At 50.9% G+C, this 21,158-nt stretch carries 14 protein-coding genes and 1 tRNA gene; 12 read left to right on the plus strand and 3 right to left on the minus strand.

All coding sequences use genetic code 11. From position 1 onward, the window contains the following. Positions 1-60: 60 nt before the first annotated feature. Positions 61-4,581 carry a translocation/assembly module TamB domain-containing protein gene (locus Q4E40_RS13600; RefSeq protein WP_484573334.1) on the minus strand — a complete coding sequence of 1,507 codons (4,521 nt, stop codon included), beginning with the start codon at positions 4,579-4,581 and terminating at the stop codon, positions 61-63. Positions 4,582-4,647: 66 nt separating this feature from the next. Here Q4E40_RS13600 and tsaD point away from each other — a divergent pair, with 66 nt between their 5' ends. From tsaD to Q4E40_RS13645, 9 genes are all read left to right on the plus strand, one after another. Continuing rightward, a complete protein-coding gene (tsaD, locus tag Q4E40_RS13605) occupies positions 4,648-5,655 on the plus strand; it encodes a tRNA (adenosine(37)-N6)-threonylcarbamoyltransferase complex transferase subunit TsaD (protein WP_303412895.1) in 1,008 nt (335 codons plus the stop codon). 251 nt (positions 5,656-5,906) lie between these two features. Beyond that, entirely contained in the window at positions 5,907-6,299 is a 393-nt protein-coding gene (locus Q4E40_RS13610; RefSeq protein WP_303412897.1) for a thioesterase family protein, read from the plus strand. A gap of 1 nt (position 6,300) precedes the next feature. Next, positions 6,301-6,774, plus strand: coding sequence for an SsrA-binding protein SmpB (gene smpB / locus Q4E40_RS13615; protein WP_303412898.1), 474 nt, complete (start codon positions 6,301-6,303; stop codon positions 6,772-6,774). Positions 6,775-6,868: 94 nt separating this feature from the next. Beyond that, positions 6,869-7,645, plus strand: a complete 777-nt coding sequence (locus tag Q4E40_RS13620; RefSeq protein WP_303412899.1) for a C40 family peptidase — start codon at positions 6,869-6,871, stop codon at positions 7,643-7,645. A gap of 83 nt (positions 7,646-7,728) precedes the next feature. After that, a complete protein-coding gene (locus tag Q4E40_RS13625) occupies positions 7,729-8,235 on the plus strand; it encodes an HNH endonuclease (RefSeq protein ID WP_303412901.1) in 507 nt (168 codons plus the stop codon). Between the two features lie 544 nt (positions 8,236-8,779). After that, entirely contained in the window at positions 8,780-10,666 is a 1,887-nt protein-coding gene (rpsA, locus tag Q4E40_RS13630) for a 30S ribosomal protein S1 (RefSeq protein ID WP_303412902.1), read from the plus strand. A 306-nt stretch (positions 10,667-10,972) separates the two neighbouring features. Then, positions 10,973-12,175: a TlpA family protein disulfide reductase gene (locus Q4E40_RS13635; protein WP_303412904.1), complete on the plus strand. Its 1,203-nt coding sequence runs from the start codon at positions 10,973-10,975 to the stop codon at positions 12,173-12,175. 204 nt (positions 12,176-12,379) lie between these two features. Further along, positions 12,380-12,940, plus strand: a complete 561-nt coding sequence (locus Q4E40_RS13640) for a dihydrofolate reductase family protein (RefSeq protein ID WP_303412905.1) — start codon at positions 12,380-12,382, stop codon at positions 12,938-12,940. 119 nt (positions 12,941-13,059) lie between these two features. Next, entirely contained in the window at positions 13,060-13,977 is a 918-nt protein-coding gene (locus tag Q4E40_RS13645) for a pseudouridine-5'-phosphate glycosidase (RefSeq protein ID WP_303412907.1), read from the plus strand. Between the two features lie 17 nt (positions 13,978-13,994). On the opposite strand, the gene Q4E40_RS13650 is transcribed toward Q4E40_RS13645, so the two are convergent. Then, positions 13,995-15,053, minus strand: a complete 1,059-nt coding sequence (locus Q4E40_RS13650; RefSeq protein WP_303412908.1) for an acyltransferase family protein — start codon at positions 15,051-15,053, stop codon at positions 13,995-13,997. A gap of 380 nt (positions 15,054-15,433) precedes the next feature. Here Q4E40_RS13650 and Q4E40_RS13655 point away from each other — a divergent pair, with 380 nt between their 5' ends. The 3 genes from Q4E40_RS13655 to cphA all read left to right on the plus strand — a co-directional run bounded on the left by Q4E40_RS13655 (position 15,434) and on the right by cphA (position 19,662). Then, positions 15,434-15,796 (plus strand): hypothetical protein, encoded by a 363-nt coding sequence (locus Q4E40_RS13655; RefSeq protein WP_303412909.1) that lies wholly within the window; start codon positions 15,434-15,436, stop codon positions 15,794-15,796. Between the two features lie 123 nt (positions 15,797-15,919). Beyond that, a tRNA-Cys gene (locus Q4E40_RS13660) sits at positions 15,920-15,990 on the plus strand. 1,041 nt (positions 15,991-17,031) lie between these two features. Then, positions 17,032-19,662, plus strand: a complete 2,631-nt coding sequence (gene cphA / locus Q4E40_RS13665) for a cyanophycin synthetase (RefSeq protein ID WP_303412910.1) — start codon at positions 17,032-17,034, stop codon at positions 19,660-19,662. Between the two features lie 447 nt (positions 19,663-20,109). Here the strand turns inward: cphA and Q4E40_RS13670 are convergent, their stop codons facing one another. Next, the gene (locus Q4E40_RS13670) at positions 20,110-21,090 is read right to left on the minus strand and encodes a hypothetical protein (protein WP_303412912.1); all 981 of its coding nucleotides are present in this window, start codon (positions 21,088-21,090) and stop codon (positions 20,110-20,112) included. Positions 21,091-21,158 lie beyond the last annotated feature (68 nt).

A 21,158-nucleotide genomic window follows, 5' to 3' on the forward strand; every position in this document is an offset into this window, starting at 1 on the left:
ATTTAAATATGAGGAGCTTCTGACCAGCTAATGCAAAAAGCCCGGCTGGTGTTCCGGGCTTTAGAGATTCATGCGTGGGTCAGAGTCGAGGATGATAGGGACTTCCTGCTCCTCCCGTCGGCGTTCGCGGCGACGTTCCCGATCCCGGCCAAAGAGCTCCCGCAGATTATCGAAGTGCTTGGTGTGCAGCAAACTGAGTCGTTGGGTGTTGGTTATACGGCCATAGGTGGTCGGCAAAGTATTGTATTCCAGACGCGCACGCAATTCGCCGCTTTTGGTAATATAATACTCGACAGACCAGCTGCCCTGGTAGGCATTGTGGTAGGTACCGCCCACCTGCCCGGTCTGCGGATTCGTATTAGACCCCAAACCGGTCTGGCTGCTGACGCGCAGACGTCCCTGGAAAAACGAGTAGCTCAGCCGCAGCTGCAGGGCAGAGAGGTCGTCCTGACTGATATCACCCAGTCCGATATCGATCTCCAGGTTGCTGTCGATGGAGTTGAGGAAGCCGCTCAGCTGCCCGGTAAGCAGGCTGCCCAGGCTGCCGCCTACTGCAGCCGCGCCCGGGTTATCGCCGAAGAACGTGCCGAGCGGTGCCAGCCTGCGGAGCACCAGCAAGCTGAATACCTGCCGGTTGAGCTCGTTCTCATCGTTTCGTATACCTAGCAGGATTGGCTCGAGACCTAGCCTCACGCTGGCTGGCAGGTTCTCAAAATCCAGGTCCAACCGTATGTCCGGCGTCAAAATAGGGCCCTTCAGGTCCACAATGGCCGTTACGGGGTAGGTCCCCTGCACGCTACCTAACTGACTGCCATTAGTCTGACTGCCATTATTCGACAGGTTATCCACCCGGGTGTTCTGGACGTAGGTGGCCCGGATGTCCATGACCCCGTCGAGCGGGTCACCGTTCCAGGACAGCGTGCCACCCGGCGTCACCCGGAACTCCCGCGATACCACGCCTTCGAGCAAGTTGAGGTTATAGGCCCCGTTGGCGATCACGAAATTGCCAAACATGTTAAACTCACCCCGGGTATCGATGGTCATTTGGATTTGTCCGCTGCCCGAGCCCCGAATCACGTCGCCCGTCTGCCGGTCGATGATGATCTCGAAATAGGCATCGTCGGTCACGTCAAGGTCAAAATTCATGTTAATGCCCGATAGATCCACTTTTTGCTCTTCCACCGCTACGGCCACACCGGTTGAGTCGCTTATGTTGCGGTTCACGAAGCGGATAAAGTCTTTGCGGGCCAGGTCAGTTTGGTTGTCGAGCGGCACCACAATGCGGGTGTTGGCGTTGCTCCGGGCGTTCACGTCTATCTTCAGGTTGTCCACCGGGCCCAGCACCGTAGCGGTGCCTGTGGCAAAGGCGGTGCCGTAGTAGAGTTCGTTCTGCTCGTAGGTCGTGTTCAGGATCATCAGGTTCCGGAAGCGGGCGCTCAGGTCGAGCACCATGTTCTGGAAGCCATCGTGGGCGATGCCACCGGTCACGTAGCCGACATTACCATATAAATCACGCAGCTGCGCATTGCGGAAGCTGATGCTGTTAGCGCCAAAGTAGACGCGGTCGGAGAAACGGTAGGTGGTGCCGAGGTAATCGAAGCGAAACTGCCCCCCGGTCACCATCACCGACCCGGTCAGCACCGGCGCCGACAGCCTGCCCAGCACCCGGATACGCCCTTCCATAGTGCCTTCCATCTCAGACATGATCGGTTTCAGGATTGGCTCCACGATCTTAAGCTGGGTCTCGTCCAGCACAGCCAGCATGTCCAGCTGCTCTTCTTCGGCACGGGGGTAGTAGTTGCCAGTCAGCGTCAGTACTTTCTTATTGTTGCGGTCTATGTCTACATCCACCACCATTTGCTGCTGCGCGTTTATCCAATCCCCTTTGCCCTGAATGTCGCCAATCAGCACATCGTCCAGGTAAAAAGAATCGACACGCATGCCCGCATTCAGGATGGCATTATTATAAATGTCCTGCGCTGTGAGTTCGGCATTAAGGGTTCCCCGGATCTGCTCCGGCATGAGCGGGTTGAGGTTGCGCAGGTCGAAGTTCTTGATGCTGGCTACCAGCGTACTGCCCGGATCCTGCCCGATGGCACCGTCTACCCGGATGGTCTGATTCTGGTTGGAGAGAATGAGTTCCTCGAAGTCCAGCCGTTTTCCGCTTTCGCTGATGTAGACCATGCTGCCGGGCTGAAAAGCCCAGGGGGTTTCGCGGAGGGTGATGTTCGACCGGCCAAATACAACTTGCAGCCGGTCTTGCAGGAAATTCACATCACCCACCACGGTTGCCTGGTTGTTGTAGGCTGGCTGCAGCAGGTTGGTGTAAAACCCGATGGTGCGCTCGCTCCAGATTGCTTCCAGCAGCAGGCGTTCTGTTTCTCCCACAGAGGGCAGAAGCTGCTTTTCTGACGTAAACTGGGCACTAGCCAGTACATCCGGACTGTTCTGTAGCTTAGAGGTGCTAAGCTCTATATCGTTGTGGAAAAGGGTGGCGCCATCATATAATATAGTGTCCACGCGCGCATAGGAAGTCAGGATGACCGTGTTGCCATGCCGAAAGGTGCCCTCCATTTTAGAGAAGTCAGAAATGGCAAGCTTGGGCACGAACAGCTGAATCAGGGGATTGACCCGCCGCAGGTATAGGTCATAGTCCAGGCTGTACTCGGGCCGGGTAGACGGACGCTTCCGGCTATAATAGGCTGCTGTGGCTGTCTCGTTACTTTCAAAATTCAGCTTATACTCCTCTACCAACTGTTTCAGATCGTTGATCAGGGCAGAATACCGGAAGTCGCCGCTCACCCGAAGGGCCAGTGGCGTGGAGCGCAGGGTGAGGCTGCGGATGCCGTCGCCGATATAGGACTGCACCCGGATGGTGTCCAGCGCGATGCGTTGGCCCTCGTACGTAACAGAGGCGCTGTCAAAGAAGGCGGTGCCCTCGAAGTCATCCAGGCGAAGGCCACGGAAGTTGAGATCGGCATTGGCCTGCACGGTAATGGCCTTGTCAGTGATGCGCAGGGCTTTCAGGTCGGCTTTGCCCAGATCGGCCCGCAGGTTAAAGGCCTGGTTGTTGTTTGCCAGGTTCACCTCGCCATTGGCCGTAAAGGCCAGGTTCGGGTCGGCAATGGCAAAGCGGCCTTCGTAGCGTTGCCCCCTGAAGGTGCCATCGGTGCGAATGTTGCGATAATTGTAATCGAGCAGGTGGAGCTGGGCAATGTCGGCGTTGATCTGAAGCCGGGCATCCTTTAGCGTAAAACCAGAACCCACGACCCTGCCATCCATGGTGATCGTTTTAATGACATCGGGTTCACCGATCAGGCGACCAATGTGGAAGTTCTGGGTTTTGAGACGGCCGCGGTAAGAAGAGGTGTTGTTGGCCCGGTTGATCTTCATGTTGATGTCCGATTGCACATTGCCCAGTGCGGTGACAAAACTGCCGTTGGCCACGAAGTCATTGTAAAACCCAAGGAAGCGCCCGTCGATCTTCACAGTACCCAGCCGGGAGGCGATGGTATAGGCCTCGGCTGGCAGGAACTGTTTGATGTCCTCCGCATTTAAAGTGGAGGGCCGCAGGCGGATGTTGGCAAAGGTCTCACCCCAGTTAGGCAGGCCGTCCACGTTCATGGTGCCTACAATATGCGTGTTCTTCCCATACCTGATATCCAGGTTGGTGGCCATGAACTCTGCTACGCGGCCTTCTACCTCGGCTGAGGCAATGTAGGCATTCTCGTCATAGTCTTTTAGTGGGGGGGCAAACAGGGCTATATCGCGGGAGTAAAGCTGCGTGTCTTTGATCCGGCCGGTGACGGTCACACTGTCCATGAAGTTGGAGAAGTTGCCGAAACGGTTATAGTCGAAGCGGATGTACTCCTGCACATTGCTGTCGTTCACCCGCAGGTCGAGCTCGTCCCATTCCCAGAAGGTGGAGGCATAGGTCATCAGCACGTCAAGATTGTGCAGGCGTATACCTGACAGACGTTCATGGGCAGTCAGGTCTGTTACCCTAACCTTGAGCGTATCGCCGGGCTCAAACTCCGTGAAGCGTGCCGAGATGCTGTCGATGGCCAGGTGAAAGTAGTCGATGCCGTAGTCGGTGCGGGGGCGATTAAAATCGTCGTAGCTGAAGTGACCATTCTTTATCACCAACTCATCGATGGAAAACTCGAAGGGCTGGCTCACCTTGGTAGTGTCTTTGGTGATAAGGTTGCTGAGTGACCGGATGAAGGTCGACATGTTGAGGGTGTCGGTTCCCTCGTACTGAATCAAGTGCGCCCGGGGCTCCTGTAGCTCGAGTGTCGCTATACCTAGCGTATTTGGCTGGAAGATCGAGAAGAGGCTGATATCCGCCTCGGCCCGGCCCACATAAAAAAGTTCTTCGCCCCGGTAGTCGAGCACCTTAACCTGCTCCAGGATCACATTGCTGAAGAACTCTACGTCAACCCTGCCAATTGTGACCTCGTGGTCGATGGTGCGGGAAATGTACTCGGCCGCTTTCTGGGCTACCCTGGTTTGCACGCCCGGGTAGCGAATGGCCACAAAAACAACCGCAAATAGCACCAAAAGCAACAGGATTACCGCCAAAACTATTTTTAGAATGGCTTTTCCTATAACTTTGAAGAGATTTATGGACTGTTCTTTTTCCAAAAGATGACCGAACCTACAATATTAGCGATTGAATCTTCGTGCGACGAAACGTCTGCTGCAGTTATACGTGGCGGCAAAGTTTTGTCGAATGTTATTGCTACTCAGGCCGTTCATGAAAAATATGGCGGCGTTGTGCCGGAGCTTGCTTCCAGAGCACACCAACAGAACATCATTCCAGTGGTGACACAGGCTTTGAGTGTAGCAAATGTAAACAAATCTGACTTAAATGCAGTGGCTTTTACCCGCGGCCCCGGCCTGCTGGGCGCTTTGCTGGTTGGCAGCTCTTTTGCCAAGTCGTTTGCACTGGGCCTCAACATCCCGCTCATCGACGTCAACCACATGCAGGCGCACATCCTGGCGCACTTTATCGACGATCCTAAACCCAACTTTCCGTTTCTGTGCCTGACCGTGAGCGGTGGCCATACCCAGATCGTGCTCGTAAAAGATCACCTGGACATGGAGATCATCGGGCAGACGACCGACGATGCCGTGGGGGAGGCCTTCGACAAGACGGCCAAAATGCTCGGTCTGCCATACCCGGGCGGACCGATGCTCGATAAGACAGCAGCACAGGGCAACCCGAAGGCGTTTGCTTTCCCGGTAGGCAACATGCCCGGCTACGACTTTTCATTCAGCGGCATCAAAACCTCAGTGCTCTACTTCCTGAAAGATAAAACGAAAAACAACCCAAATTTCGTACAGGAGAACCTGGCGGATATCTGCGCCAGTGTGCAGTATACCTTGATCAAGACCCTGCTCAAGAAAGTGGTACAGGCGGCCAAAGACCTGGGTATAAAAGAAGTGGCCATTGCCGGCGGTGTATCCGCCAATTCAGGGCTTCGGCAGACCCTGCAGGATTACGCCGAGAAGTACGGCTGGAACGTTTACATCCCTGCTTTTCAATATTGTACTGATAATGCAGGTATGATCGCTATTACGGCTCATTACCAATACCTTAAAGGCGACTTTGCTGATCAGTACGTAAGCCCGGAGCCGAGGATGAAGTTTTAGTTTGTTGAGTGATGAAGTGATTTAATAGGGTATAGGTATAGGGACAGGTCGCTACCTGGTCGAATCGTGCACAGGTAAGATTTGTCAGAATCAGGAATTACAGGATTAAAGGATTTACAAGATTATGGAAATCGATTGAAGCAAAACCTATCCTGGAAATTGTAAAATCCTGTAAATCCTGATTCTGACAGCAACTTCGATCATTTAACAATTTAACCATTCGCTCAAGCACTAACTCACTCATTCACTCCATGAAACATCCCTTCCAGATCGGCGACACCAGGGTATACCGCAAAACGGTAACAGCGGCGGACTTTGCCCGTTTTGATGATGGGCTGGTGCATGCCGTTTGCTCTACCTTTTCGCTGGCGCAGGCAGCCGAGTGGGGGGGTAGGTTGTTTGTGCTGGAGATGAAAGAGGAAGATGAAGAGGGGATAGGTACTTTTCTGACTATTAATCATAAGAGCCCGGCTTTTGAGGGTGATATAGTTGAGATAATGGCATACCTGAAATCTCAGGAAGGTAATAATGTAATTTGTAGCTTTGAGGCCCGGGTGGGAGACAGGCTGGTGGCAGACGGGGAGACCGGGCAGAAGATTTTAAAGAAAGACAAACTGGCCAGGGTGCTGGCTCCAACAAAATAGCATGACGAAAGCAAAAGATAAAGACAGAATCAAGAAGCACGTCAACATCCAGAACCGCAGGGCTTCTTTTGAATACCAGTTCCTGGACAAGTATACGGCAGGCATCATGCTAAAAGGCACAGAGATCAAATCGATCCGGGAGGGCCAGGTGAACCTGCAGGACGGCTACTGCGTGCTGCATAACGGCGAGCTATACCTGCACAACGTGCATATTTCTACCTACACCGAAGGCACGCACTTCAACCACGAGCCAACGCGGGTTCGCAAGCTCCTGGTTAACAAGAGCGAGCTCCGGAAACTGGAGAAGGGCTTACAGGAGCAGGGAGTCACCATGATCCCTACCCGGATGTTCATCAGCGAGCGCGGCTTTGCTAAAGTAGAGGTTGCACTGGCACGCGGTAAGAAGCTGCACGACAAGCGGGAAGACATCAAAGCAAAGGATATAAAACGCGAACTGGACAGAAGCGGATATTAGTAATGAATAATTTATAATGATGAACGATTAATAGCTCAATAAGGGAGCTTACCTTGATTATTCATTAGTCATTAACCATTAATCATTCATAAAAGTGGACTACGGAATATGCATGCTCAGTCTGGTGCCGATGCGCGCTGAGCCTTCGGATAAAGCGGAAATGGTGACGCAGGTGCTCTTTGGGGAGTGCCTGGAGGTGCTTACCAAGCAGGGGAACTGGGTAAAGGTAAAGCTAGCCTCAGATGACTACACCGGCTGGATCGACTACAAGCAGTATGTGCCTGTCTCGGTGAGTTATTACCAGGAGTGGAAGGCGGCACAGCACCCGAGGGCGCTGGACATCGTGCAGGTGGTGAGCAATGCCGACATGCGCCTACCGGTAGGTATAGGGGCTTATCTGCCCTTTTTCGACGGTATGAGCTTGCGCATCGACGGACAGAGTTACCAGTACAGCGGCCGTGCTACCAACCCTGCCGCGCCCGTTACCACGGCGCAGCTCTCCAAATTGGCCCTGGGTTTCCTGAAAGCGCCTTATCTGTGGGGTGGCAAGTCCATGTTCGGGATCGATTGTTCGGGCTTTACGCAGCAGGTATACGGCCTTTGCGGCTATCAATTGCCCCGCGACGCGAGTCAGCAGGTGGCGGTGGGGGACGAGGTGCATTTTGCGACCCAAACCCAGCCCGGTGATCTGGCCTATTTTGCCAACGATGAGGGCCGCATCACCCACGTAGGCATCATGCTGGAGGGGCAGCAGATCATGCATGCCCATGGCGAGGTCCGCATCGACACCCTCGACCATAATGGCATTTACAATGCCGAGCGCAAGCGCTATTCGCATAATCTCCGCATAATCAAGCGTATTTTTTCCTGATTCTCAGCGTTTTTCTTTGAACATAGGCTATAACGAGTTGGTTAATTCTCGTAGAAGCTATAGCATTAGTTCAAAGCAAGGCCATGAGAGACAAAGTACTGATTCTGAACCAGGACTTCAGCGCGATCGCCGTCTGCACGGTGACCAGGGCTTTTTTGCTTGTATACCTCGAGAAAGCAGAACTCATCTCCAAAGCTAATGGCGCTGTTTTGCGCACAGTTAGCACTTCTTATCCTGTTCCCTCTGTTATCCGGCTGCAGCGTTACGTCAAAGTGCCTTACTACGGTATAGCCCTCAGCAGGCACAATGTGCTGCGGCGCGATAACTTCCTCTGTCAGTACTGTGGCACTAACCGCAACCTGACCCTGGACCATCTGCTGCCCCGTTCCAGGGGAGGGGAGAACAGTTGGTACAACATCGTCACGGCCTGCTCCAGGTGCAATTCCCGCAAAGGCGACCGAACCCCTGAAGAAGCCGGTCTGAAGCTACACCGCAACCCCTCCCGTCCATCCCTCTATACCTTCCTGCAGCAACACCTGAATGACTCCAACGAAGACTGGCAGGCCTACCTGAATATGAAGAAAAAGTAGGAATATATAGTTGCTAATATATTTAGTTGTGCTGAGGTAAGTGTTTAAGGTTCAGTGTATAGACGATTGGTGACTGTATGATATGTTTAACTTACTAAATTGTGTTGATAGCTTGGATCGCCTAACGTGCTCATTTCCTTAAATCAGGTATAGCGATCGGGTGTTTAAGGTATGCTCAAGCCCTCTAAAGAAGCAGATTATTAGGTAGGCTATACCTGTGTTCCAGTAAGAGTACACCTAAGTTTTGTTTAATATGCAGGAGAGAATGAGGCGCCACTGCTGAGGGACCGTAAGGCTATACCTGTTGTTTCCGTTTGTTGGGTATTAGGGCTAATTAGAGGTATATGCCTTCTAAATCAGGCACTTATACCTGGTAGATCTTTTGTGAAATCTCTTCTATATACTAGCTTTATTTTAAAGTATTTCTTACTTTTGCCCCTTCATTCGAGTGAATGGCCCTGGATACATGCCCGGGGAAATGTAAAACCAAACCAAACCGGCCAATTGCTCTAAGTCGGTGGCTTCTTCAGAGCAGTAAAACATTATGAGTAATTCTCCAGACAATTTTGATTGGGACAAGTTTGAGACCCAAGGTTTCGGTGGCGGCTACAGCAAAGACGAGCGCGCTGAAATGGAAAAAATGTATGACGACACCCTGACTACCGTACAGGAGCAGGAGGTTGTTAAAGGAGTCGTTGTTGGTATCACTGATCGTGACGTGATCCTGAACATCGGTTTCAAGTCTGACGGCCTAGTGCCGGTTTCTGAATTCAGAGACCTGCCTGAGCTGAAAGTGGGCGACGAGGTTGAGGTGTTCATCGAAGACCAGGAAGATCCGAATGGCCAGTTGATCCTTTCCCGCAAGAAAGCGAAGATCGTTAGCGCTTGGGCTAAGATCTATGACGCGCTTGAGAACGACAACGTTCTGGAAGGTGTAGTGAAGAGAAGAACCAAAGGTGGTCTGATCATGGACCTCTACGGTGTTGAGGCCTTCTTGCCAGGTTCTCAGATCGACGTGAAGCCGATCCGTGACTTCGATGTGTTCGTTGGTAAGAAGATGGAAGTGAAGGTTGTGAAAATCAACGCCGCTTTCGACAACGTGGTAGTATCTCACAAAGTATTGATCGAGAAAGACCTCGAGCAGCAGCGTGCAGCCATCCTGAACAACCTGGAGAAAGGTCAGGTTCTGGAAGGTGTTATCAAGAACATGACAAACTTCGGTGTGTTCATCGACCTTGGTGGCGTAGACGGTCTGCTACACATCACAGATATCTCTTGGGGACGTATTAATCACCCAGAAGAAGTATTGAACCTTGACCAGAAGGTGAACGTGGTAGTGCTTGACTTCGATGATGACAAGAAGCGTATCTCTCTTGGCATGAAGCAGCTTACTCCTCACCCTTGGGATGCATTGCCAGCTGAAATTGAAGTTGGCTCACGCGTGAAAGGTAGAATCGTGAACGTAGCTGATTACGGCGCATTCCTGGAATTAATGCCAGGTGTTGAAGGTCTGATCCACGTTTCTGAAATGTCATGGTCTCAGCACCTGCGCAACCCACAAGACTTCATCAAGCAGAACGACGAAGTAGAGGCAGTTGTGTTGACGCTTGACCGCGAGGAGCGCAAAATGTCACTTGGCATTAAGCAGCTTACTGAAGATCCTTGGACGAAAGAAGATGTTATCACGAAGTATGCAGTTGGCACGAAGCACACTGGCGTAGTTCGTAACTTGACAAACTTTGGTCTGTTCCTGGAGCTGGAAGAAGGTGTTGACGGTCTGGTACACGTATCTGACCTGTCTTGGACTAAGAAGATCAAGCACCCATCTGAGTTCGTGAAAGTTGGCGAAAACCTGGATGTAGTGGTTCTGGAGCTGGATGTAGCTAACAGAAGACTCGCTCTAGGTCACAAGCAGCTGGAGGAGAACCCTTGGGATACGTTCGAGTCTGTATTCAACGTAGGTTCAGTACACAAAGCTACTGTACTTGAGAAGTCAGACAGAGGCGCTACACTGGAGTTGCCATACGGCATCGAAGGTTTCACTTTCCCGAAAGGTCTTGCTAAAGAAGACGGTTCTCAGGTAGAGGCAGGCGAAACGCTTGACTTCCGTGTAACTGAATTCTCTAAGGACGACCGTAAGATCATCCTTTCGCACACGGCTACTTACTCTGAGGCTGACAACGCACGTATCGCGAAGGCCACTAAGAAAGCTGCACCTGCAGCTGCTGGTGAGAAGAAAGAGAAAGCTCCTAAGGTTCAGAAAGAAGTAGAGAACAAGTCAACTCTTGGTGACCTGGATGCCCTTTCTGCTCTGAAAGAGAAGATGCTGGACAACGAGAAAGAAGCTGGCGTGAAGAAATTGGAAGCTGCTGCCGCTAAAAAGGCAAAAGATTCTGACGACACGTCTGCTGAAGAAGAGAACAACGCTTAGTAGTAAGCTTGTCTTATAATGAAAGGCCCCGGAGCAATCCGGGGCCTTTTTTGTTTTTGAGGCAGTTTTTTAGCTATACCTGAAAAATGTCATGTACTGATAAAGTGTTCATAAATAAATGTTATATTAGCTTAATGCTATACCTGGTGGTGGGGAGATTCGTCGAGTTAAAGCATTCCAACTCCACACATAGTGCAGCTAGTGGAATTAGGTACTCCTGCTTGTGGGTATTTATCGGTACTACTAGATAGAGTATCTGTATTGTCAGACCGAAGGTTTATTTGAACTAGTTTAAAGATAGCAAACATGAACGTCTCGTCCACAACCAGGTTAATTGCCACTATTGTGTTTAACTTCTTCCTTACCGGAGTTACAGCAGCCTTTGCGCTGAACGATCGCAATTCGGAACGACCTACGGCTATTCAGCTGTTGACGGATGTGCACAAAAAGCTGGAAAGCTTGAAAACACTACAGTATCATTATTCTTTGGAGCTTAATTATGTTTCTGAGGGCTATCATCAAAGCATTTCAGGAATTGCTTTCCTGGATTTTTCTTCTCCTGATTCGGTGATTGGGTTTACCTATCAAATCGAGAGTGAGCAGAACAAGTTCGTGTACAACGGGACAGAAAGCTTTACGCTCGATAAGGTACAAAAGTCCCTGACTGTGAATGCCAAGCCAACCTTTGAGAATTTCTCTGGTGTCACCCCTTTTCACAACTCATTGGTCACACTCAGGAAGGTGATACCCGCTATTCTTGCAGACCGAGACATTATTAAAACTGTATCCGATACAAGCATAGCGCAACAGGATTTCTATCTGGTAAAACTGGTACTCAATAAGAGAGTGATCGACCGGTTAGGCGGATTTTCAGACTTGAGCCTTGAAAGAAAAATCAACTATGACATCATCGTTGACAAGAGCAGTTTGATTCCTGTTCAAATGATTCAGGGTAACAGTGCAAACAGTGATTTTACAAGGTCCGTGTTCAGTGATGTTAAAACAAGTCCGGACATACCCGCAGAGCTTTCCTGGTATTTCTCCAGTTACACATCTGACTTTGCAATAAAGCGCAGGAAACCGCTTGAGCCGCCGGCGTTGCAAACGCCGGCACCTGAGTGGGAGCTGCCTTTGTTTGACAGCAGCCAGTCATTGCGCCTCAGCCAGCTGAAGGGGAAAGTAGTGATACTTGCGTTTTGGACCAAGAACTGCGGCTATTGCATAGCAGCTGTGCCCAGGCTCAATGCACTGTCCGAAAAATTTCAGGGGAAAGGATTGGTGGTGCTGGGGGTGAATCTACATGATAATAAGGAAGAGATTCACAACTTTAACCAAAGAACAAAACCTGCTTACAAGACCGTTTACGACGGTCAGAGGATTGGCGAAGCATACGGTGTTAGTTTCTATCCGACAATCGTAGTACTGGACAAGAAAGGAAAGGTACTAGCGCATGGAGAGTTGAATGAATCCGCTTTAAATGACATAATACTGAAAGCACTAAAGGAATAAAAACATAAAGCAAAACTCAATGGCAGACCCGTGTTTGAATTCTGGAAGGATAAAATAATAAGGCTTACCGATATTAGTTAAAAAACAGAGTGTAATAAAAGATGCCCACAAACAGTATCTATCCAAAAATGACGGTTCAGGGGCAACTGCTAAACGCAAACGTTTATTTAAATAGCTCCCCACATAGAAAAACCCTCCCAAACTATGAGAAAAGTAATCTTAGACCTGGCCGTAACCCTCGACGGGTTCATTGAAGGACCGAAAGGCGAAGTGGATTGGTGTATCCTGGACGATGATATGGACTTCCAGGGATTCCTTTCAAGTATAGACACCATCCTCTATGGCCGGGTGAGCTACGAGATGTGGGGCAATTACGAGCCGGATGCCAACGCAAGCGAAACGGAAAAGGCCATTTGGGCGGCCGTACATGCTAAAGAGAAAATCGTTTTCTCCAACCAGCAGCGACAGGACAGTAAGGCTACTTTTGTCACCTCCGGTATACCTGAAAAAATTGCTGAAATGAAGAATCAGAACGGCAAAGACATTTGGATGTATGGCGGAGCAAAACTCATCACCACCTTCATCCACCACGGGCTGGTAGACATTTACCGGATCTCCGTACACCCAACTGTATTAGGAGCAGGCAAGCCGCTGTTTCAAGACCTGAAAGAGAGGATCAATCTTAACCTGATCGAAGTGAACAGGTTCAGGTCCGGAGTCGTTCAGCTGATTTACGAATGTAAAGACGAAATACCGAACCGTTAGATGGATGCACGTGCCGTGTTTGCCAACATCTTGATCACTTAATCCGGTATAATAGTAATAGGCTTCCTTAAGTTAGGCGGACATTTTTAGAACCTCAACAAAAGAACCAGCATAACCCCATGAACTCCTACCTAGAAATTCACCCCGAAGTGCAGCAGGCATTGGCCGAAGGCAAGCCGGTGGTGGCACTGGAATCAACCATTATCGCGCATGGCATGCCCTATCCGCAGAACGTGCAGACTGCCCTAGAGGTAGAGGCCGTGGTGCGCGAAGCAGGCGCTATACCTGCCACCATCGCCATCCTGAACGGCAAGTGCTGTGTAGGCCTGGCGAAGCAGCAGATCGAGCACCTGGGCCAGGCGAAGAATGTCTGGAAAGTGAGTCTGGTGGATATGCCCTACGTCATTAGCCAGCGACTGGACGGTGCTACGACCGTGGCCACGACCATGCGCCTTGCCGCCATGGCAGGTGTACGGGTGTTCGTAACGGGCGGAACCGGTGGCGTGCACCGGGGCGCTGAAACCACGATGGATATTTCAGCGGACCTGACTGAAATGGGGAAAACCTCCGTCGCGGTGGTATCGGCAGGTGTCAAGTCGATTTTGGATATCGGGCTGACACTGGAGTACCTGGAAACGCAAGGTATACCGGTTGTTACTTTCGGGCAGGATGCGTTTCCGAGTTTTTACTCCCGCCAAAGTGGCTTTGCCTCTCCCTTGCGCCTGGATTCTGCCCAGGAAATAGCCAGGCTCCTGCGCGCCAAGTGGGAGCTGGGTCTGGATGGGGCCGTACTGATCGCCAATCCCATACCTGAAAAGTTCGAAGTGCCGGCACCGGAAATGGAGTGGTACATTACCCAGGCCCTGCATGCCGCCGCGCAGCAGCATATCAAAGGCAAAGCCGTTACCCCTTTTCTCTTAAAGTATATCGCAGAGCACAGCCATGGCGAAAGCCTCGACGCCAACATTGCCCTGATCAAGCACAATGCCCGGCTGGGAGCGGAGTTGGCTGTCGCCTATACGCAGACAGGGTACTGATTTCAGACCCGCTATACCTACTTCGTGGGGACTGTTTCCGGCTTGGCAAAACCACTGACAGGCACTTTCTTCTCTTGTGGCAAGGCATGCCCGGAGCGTTGCTTGTACCAGGTTTTAAGGCGGCTCACGGACGGCTTTTCAATGTACTTTGTGATCAGCCAGGCGGCCGTGAGGGTAATGGCCAGCGGCGGCACGATTACCAGCAGACTGTCGCCGAACAGGTGCCTGGTCTCGTTGATGATAACGTAGCCAATAAACTGGTGGATCAGGTAGAGCGCATAGGAGATGCTCCCCAGGAAGAGCAGCACCTTGTTCACCAGAAACTCCATTTTGCCCAGCAGCCCAAGGTAGATGACGATGAAGAAAGAGATCACGACCAGCGTGTGTGGCAGTCCTTCCGGCAGGTATAAGGCTACAATGCAGGCGATGCTAAACAGCAGGTGCCCGAAGATGACATTTTTCTTTTCAGGCTGCTTCATGAACAGGTAAAAGAGGATGCCGGCATAAAAGAACACGCCGTGGTATAAGTTAAGTATTGCACCCACCGGTCCGAAGCTGAAGGCATATTTGTGCACCAGGCTCAGCAAGACCCAAACAGGCCCTACCCACAGAATGCGCTTCAGGTTGTTGGTCATGAACAGGCCGAGCATCATTAAATAGAACATCCATTCAGAGAACAGCGACCAGTATACGCCGTCCACATCCGGCACGCGGGCCAGCTTCTGGAACATGGTCAGGTTCACGAGCATATCTGCAAAGGTGGTCTCAAAGCCGGGTAGGCCAAATGCCTGTATCACCACAAAGGTCGTGATCATACAGAACCAGTAGGTCGGGTATAGACGAATGCCACGGTTAAAGAGGAACTCGCCGCCGCTCTTGATCCTGTCGAAACTGAAGAAGATCACGAAGCCGGAGATCATAAAGAAAAGCTCTACTCCGAACAAGCCATAGTCAAAATCGAAAGCAGGGGAGAAGCTGTGGCCGTACAGGCTGCGGTACACGGAGGTATAATGGAAAAGGGCCACGGAGAGTGCGGCAATGCCCCTTAATGCATCAAGGAATAGAAGTCTGTTCATAAAGGTAAACGTTACGGGCTCTCGAAGGTATAGGGCCAGCGACCTGGTTCCTTCTGCACCGCTGACTGGCTGATAGGGCCAGGATTTATAATGTGTTATAGTAAAGGCTAACAGTCTAAACAAGCTTGGGTACGACAGCTTGGCTGCAACTGTTTCGGACCATGCCGGATGCGCATAATGGTTTTTCTGAATATACCCGGAAACGGACGATAAAGTTATAGCAGGCCGAAAGAGTTTTTGAACAGGCACAAGTAACCGTATGTCGGAAGGGCTTTGGTTTTGCGGCACCTTTTTGGTAGCTTGTCGGTTGTAACAAAAGCGCCCTGATCTGCCAAATGGATGGCAGCAGCAGAAGGTCGCACAATTTTCTAAATCATTGCATGAAAACAACTGTTAACGTACTGCTGGCTGCTGCCCTGATCGGTTTCAGCGCTTGCTCAGAAGACAATAAGACAACCAGCACAGCTGCCAGCCAGTCCACCACTGCACCAACCAGCAGTAACGCTGCTACGGCCGCGCCAGCAGGCCAGGTGGCCCTGAATCCGGAGCACGGCCAGCCGGGCCACCGCTGCGACATCGAAGTGGGTGCCCCACTTAATCTGCCAGCGCAGCCTAGACTGACGGCACCGCAGCCTGCTTTCCAGCCGCAGGTATCTGGTTCTGTTGCAGCCGGCACTAATCCGCCTCACGGTCAGCCGGGCCACGACTGCGCCGTACCGGTAGGAGCACCGCTTCCTAAATAATCTCGCGCATTCTATTTAAAAAATAAGGGGCTTATACTTAGCGCTATACCTGCTGGCGCTTAAAAAATATGGCCTTATAGTTTGATAAGCATACATCTCTGCTTATATTTGCACTCCAATCAGGGTAACGTGGCCGAGTGGCTAGGCTCAGCTCTGCAAAAGCTGCTACAGCGGTTCGAATCCGCTCGTTACCTCTTCTTAATCGCCCGGTCGGTATACCTGACCGGGCTTTTTTTTTGCCTTCAGGTTCATCCCCAACCTTACTTAGATTGAAAAGCTATGGCGCGAGTGTCCACGCCCGTGACTACTATGGTGGGGCCTCTGGCCCAGGTATAGGTATAACTGCCGGTATGGCTATACTTAGCGTAGCTCCAGTCTTTCTATACCACAAGCTATTTTGCTTTGTAGCTTCGCCTGTGCGGCGGGCACTTACTTTTTGTCTTGACACAAAAAGTAAGCAAAAAAGTCAAGATCCTCCAAACTCGCTGAACGCTCGAACAGTGGAGTATCGTAAAAGTGCACCGGGCAAGGCTTTCTACTTCGTAGGTTCAGTGCAAGTATGTCTTGCTATACCTTTCAATGTTCATTTACTACAATACTTATACCTCTGGATTGGTATTTACAGATTCCCCGCCTGGGGGTAGGGGCCCTCTTAAAGGATAAGGAGGGGTTAGAGGTGGTTGGACCCGGTATAGCAAAACAGTAAATACAGCGCTTATACCTTGAAATGGCGATAACAGTAATCCTCTCTTGAGAGGGGCAGGGATGTATCATAGCAACTGCCTGTTTTCCCTTCAACCAAGATCCTTTCAGGATGACAGATGGAGTAGGTAAAGTCCCCCTTCGAAGGGGGCAGGGGATGACTTAATCGTGCACAACTTCTTCCCCTGTTCTTAGGGAAAGGTTGAGATGGGTGAATTTCCTACAACACCTATACCTGTAAGGCAGTAGAAACTCCCCTCTCGAGAGCAGCAGTGATGGGTATAGTCACTGAAAGTAATGGCGAAGCTATACCTACCCCCATCCGCTGACTGTATTTTTAACACTTCCTGAAGGTCTTCCTATACCTAAGTAGCTAATCCATAATTGCCCACACTTTAGCCCGGTAAATTTTCAAAACGGCCTATATCCTTTGTCAGAGTTAAACGTATTGCAAGCAGGCAATTTTACGGTTGCTGTATCTCTCAATACCTACAACATATCTGACAGGCAAAACAAGCTGCTTACCCATTCCCATGAAGATTACAGACTTGCGCATCATGCGCGGACCAAACTACTGGTCTGTTGAGCATCCCAAAATTATCGTACTCAAGCTGGATTTGGAAGAACTGGCTGATACCCTTACCCACGAAGTTCCCGGCTTTGCTTCCCGACTTAAACGGATGTTCCCCGATATGTACGATCACCGCGCCAGCGAAGGCGTGGCTGGCGGATTCTTTAAGTCGGTGGAAGAAGGCACTACCTTCGGGCACGTACTGCAGCACATCGCCCTGGAACTGCAAACACTGGCAGGTATGGAGTGCGGCTACGGCCGCTGTTACATGGCACACGAGCAGGGCACGCACTTCGTCATCTTCTCGTACCAGGAGGAGCGCGCCGGCGAGTATGCCGCACACGCTGCCCTCCGCATCACCGAAGCGCTGATCAAAGGAGAGAAGTATAAGCTCGACGAAGACATCGACCGGCTTCACCAGATTCGGGAAGATGAGTACTTCGGTCCAAGCACTTACTCCATTGTGTCGGAGGCACAGAGCCGCGGTATACCTTACATCCGCCTCAACCGGCACTCGCTCATACAACTAGGTTATGGAGTGAACCAGAAACGCATTCAGGCCACCATGACCTGCGGCACCGCCTGCTTCGCCGTGGAGATAGCCGGCGACAAGAACGCCACCAAGGAACTGCTGGACGAAGCAGGTATACCTGTCCCGAAAGGCACCACCGTCTACGACCAGGAAGAACTGAAACGCGCCGTTGACCGACTCGGCTACCCGTTGGTGCTCAAGCCGCTGGACGGCAACCACGGCAAGGGCGCTACCATCAACATCACCAACTGGAAAGATGCACTTAAAGGCCTGGCTGCCGCTAAGCAGTATGCAGAGGCCGTGATGGTGGAGCGTTACATCCAGGGCTTCGACTTCCGCCTACTGGTCATCAACAAGAAGTTTGTGGCCGCTGCCATGCGCACGCCGGCTATGGTTACAGGAGACGGTATTTCCACAATTAAGCAATTGGTTGATCAGGCTAACAGAGACCCGAGAAGGGGTGTGGGACACGAAAAGGCCCTGACCCGCATTAATATTGATCAGCACACCAAAAATATTTTAAAGGCCAAAGAGCTTACTACTCAATCGGTTCTGTCCGAAGGGGAGGTACTATACTTAAAAAGTACGGCGAACATAAGTACTGGAGGCACGGCAACTGACGTTACTGACTTAGTGGATCCTTACAACATCCTGATGGCCGAACGAATTGCCGGTCTGGTGGGGCTGGATATCTGCGGCATCGACGTGATGACAACCGACATTGCCATCCCATTGAATGAAGCCGGAGGAGCCGTTTTGGAGGTGAATGCGGCGCCTGGTTTCCGGATGCACATTTCGCCGACGTACGGGCTGCCGCGCAACGTTGCTGAGCCGGTTATTGACATGCTATTTCCGCATACTAAGCCGGCCCGCATCCCGATTGTGGCCGTGACAGGCACCAACGGGAAGACGACCACGACGCGCCTGATCGCGCACATGGTCAAGAGCAAGGGCTATCAGGTAGGGTTTACGACCACCGAGGGCATCTACATACAGGATAAACTGCTCGAGAAAGGCGATACAACCGGGGCTTACAGTGCGCAATTTGTGCTCAAAGACCCAACCGTAAACTTTGCGGTGCTGGAATGCGCCCGTGGCGGTTTGCTGCGCTCGGGGTTAGGCTTCGATCAGTGCGACATTGGCATTGTGACCAACGTGAGCTCCGATCACTTGGGTCTGCGTGATATCCATACCCTGGAGGACCTGGCCAATGTGAAGTCGGTGATCCCGAAAAGCGTGAGTAAGGACGGATACGCCATTCTGAATGCTGATGATGATCTGGTATACGCCATGGCGGAGGGGCTGAAGTGTAAGGTTGCCTTCTTTAGTATGGACGAGAACAATCCGCGCATACTCAAGCACATTGCCAAAGGCGGTTTGGCGGCAGTTTTTGAAAACGGGTATATCTCCATCTTCAAGAACAGTTACAAGATCCGCATCGACAGGGTGGGGGATGTACCGCTGACTTTTGGAGGAAGAGCGAAATTTAACATTGAAAACATACTGGCCGCCGCGTTGGCTGGCTATGTATCGCACTTTGACATAGAAGACATTAAGCGTGCACTGCGCACCTTTATACCTTCACCGGACAAAACGCCGGGTCGCATGAACCTGTTCAAGTTCCCGAACCTGGAGGTGCTGGTGGACTACGCGCACAACGTGGGCGGTTTGAAGGCCATAGGAGGCTTTATGGAGGACCTGGACGTGTCGCGCAAGGTTGGCATCATTGCCGGCGTTGGAGATCGTAGAACGCAGGATTTCTACGAAATGGGGCGTGTGGCAGGGGAGATCTTCGACGAGATCATCATCCGCCTCGACAACGACCTGCGCGGCAAGACTCCTGAGGAGATCACTTTGCCAATGTTGCAAGGTATAGAGGACGTGGCGCCGCACAAGCAGGTGAAGGTGATACCGGAAGAAATGCGTGCTATCGCTTATGCACTGGAAAACGCCGAGCCGGACTCCTTTGTAGCCATCTTCACAGAAGACGTGCACGAGTCGGTGAAGATGGTGGAGAGTTTTAAAGTAATACAGCACCGCAGTAGTATGCTGGTGGAATAAAGATTTCTTGTTGATTAAATTCTAATGCCTGCATTAGAGAATTTCATGTGAACGATGGACTAAAACCCTTTCCCCAGGAAAGGGTTTTTTTTATGGATTTACTTGTTGATTTTTAAATTGTTGATGGCTGTATTGTTAAATTGTTAACTCGGCTATACCTATTCTTGATGGTTGACTTGTTGTACTGATAAATTGATGACGGTTGAAATGATAAACCGATCCTTTATACCTGAAAGCTATGCTACAAGTGGTCTTGGCATTTCTGTATGCTGATGCCGGCAGCTATACCTACCTAGTGCAGCAATTATACTAACAAAGTATAAGCAATTAACCTAGACCTATACCTGCAACAACAATTAGTCAGGTTATACCTTGTGTAGGTATAAACAAGCACAAAAAAGCCCCGGCCATACAGACCGGGGCTTTCAGACTTTAGGGTTTATGTTGCTATTTCAGCACAAAGCTGGTGGTTCCGATCAGGAAGCCATCGGCATACAGCTCAATAGTATGCTGGCCTTTTTTGTACTCGGCGTTTTTAGCGTATACAAAGCTCACCTGCTGCTGCGTGTTGTCGAATACAATATCGCGCTTGGCCGTGTAGTACATGTCCTGGCCATCAATCTCGAAAGAGCCTGAGCCGGTAGACAGGTTGTACAGCGCTGCACCATCCGGCTCGATCAAACGCATGTAGATCGTCTTCGGCTCACGTGGTGCCACATCGTTTTTGCCCAGGTTGAAAGCCACGCGAATCTTCTCCACGTTTCTGATTTTGAACTCGTTGTCTTTGTCATCCAGCTCTTTGCCACGCTTATTAACCACCTGCACATTCATACGCTGGGCTTCGAGTCTGGAGGCCACTTTCACCTTCTCCACCAGGTTATCGTTTGTCGACTTCATGGTGGTCAGGCTGTCGCTGAGGCGGTTTTGGGTTGTTTTGAGCGAGGTGTTCTCCGTAAAGAGCACTTCGTTGTCCTCTTTCAAAGTGGCGATCTCCTGGTCCTTCTGCTTCAGTTGCTGCTCAAAGGCCTGCGCACGGTCACGGAAACGACGCTGGTCGGCCAGGCTGTAGCTGCTCTTGCGGAAGCCGCGCAGCTCGTTCAGGTCAGATGAAATAGAAGCGATCTGTGCTTCCAGCGAGTCATTCTCAAGACCCATGGCCTGCAGCTCCTGGCTCTGGCGCTCAAAATCAGCTTTCAGGGCCTCGTAAACTTTTATCTGGTTCTCCAGCTCCTTATCTTTCACACGGATCACCTCGGCCTGCTCCTCATTTTTCTCTTTTTTCTGATAGTTCATGTATAGCAGAATGCCGTTGATACTGATCAGGATGACAAGGAGACCACTAATGAGGAGTTTGCGGTTGCTTCTTTTTTCAGAAGGGTTCATGGGCTGATGTTCGTTTTGGGTGTCTTTTTTTTCCAGCGTACTCATTTTTTAAGCTTTTATTGTCTGGAATGGTGCGTATGCAAGTTTCAAATTTAAGACTTTTGCTGTATTAT

The organism is Pontibacter coccineus, from assembly GCF_030546575.1.
GTDB classification, from domain to species: domain Bacteria; phylum Bacteroidota; class Bacteroidia; order Cytophagales; family Hymenobacteraceae; genus Pontibacter; species Pontibacter coccineus.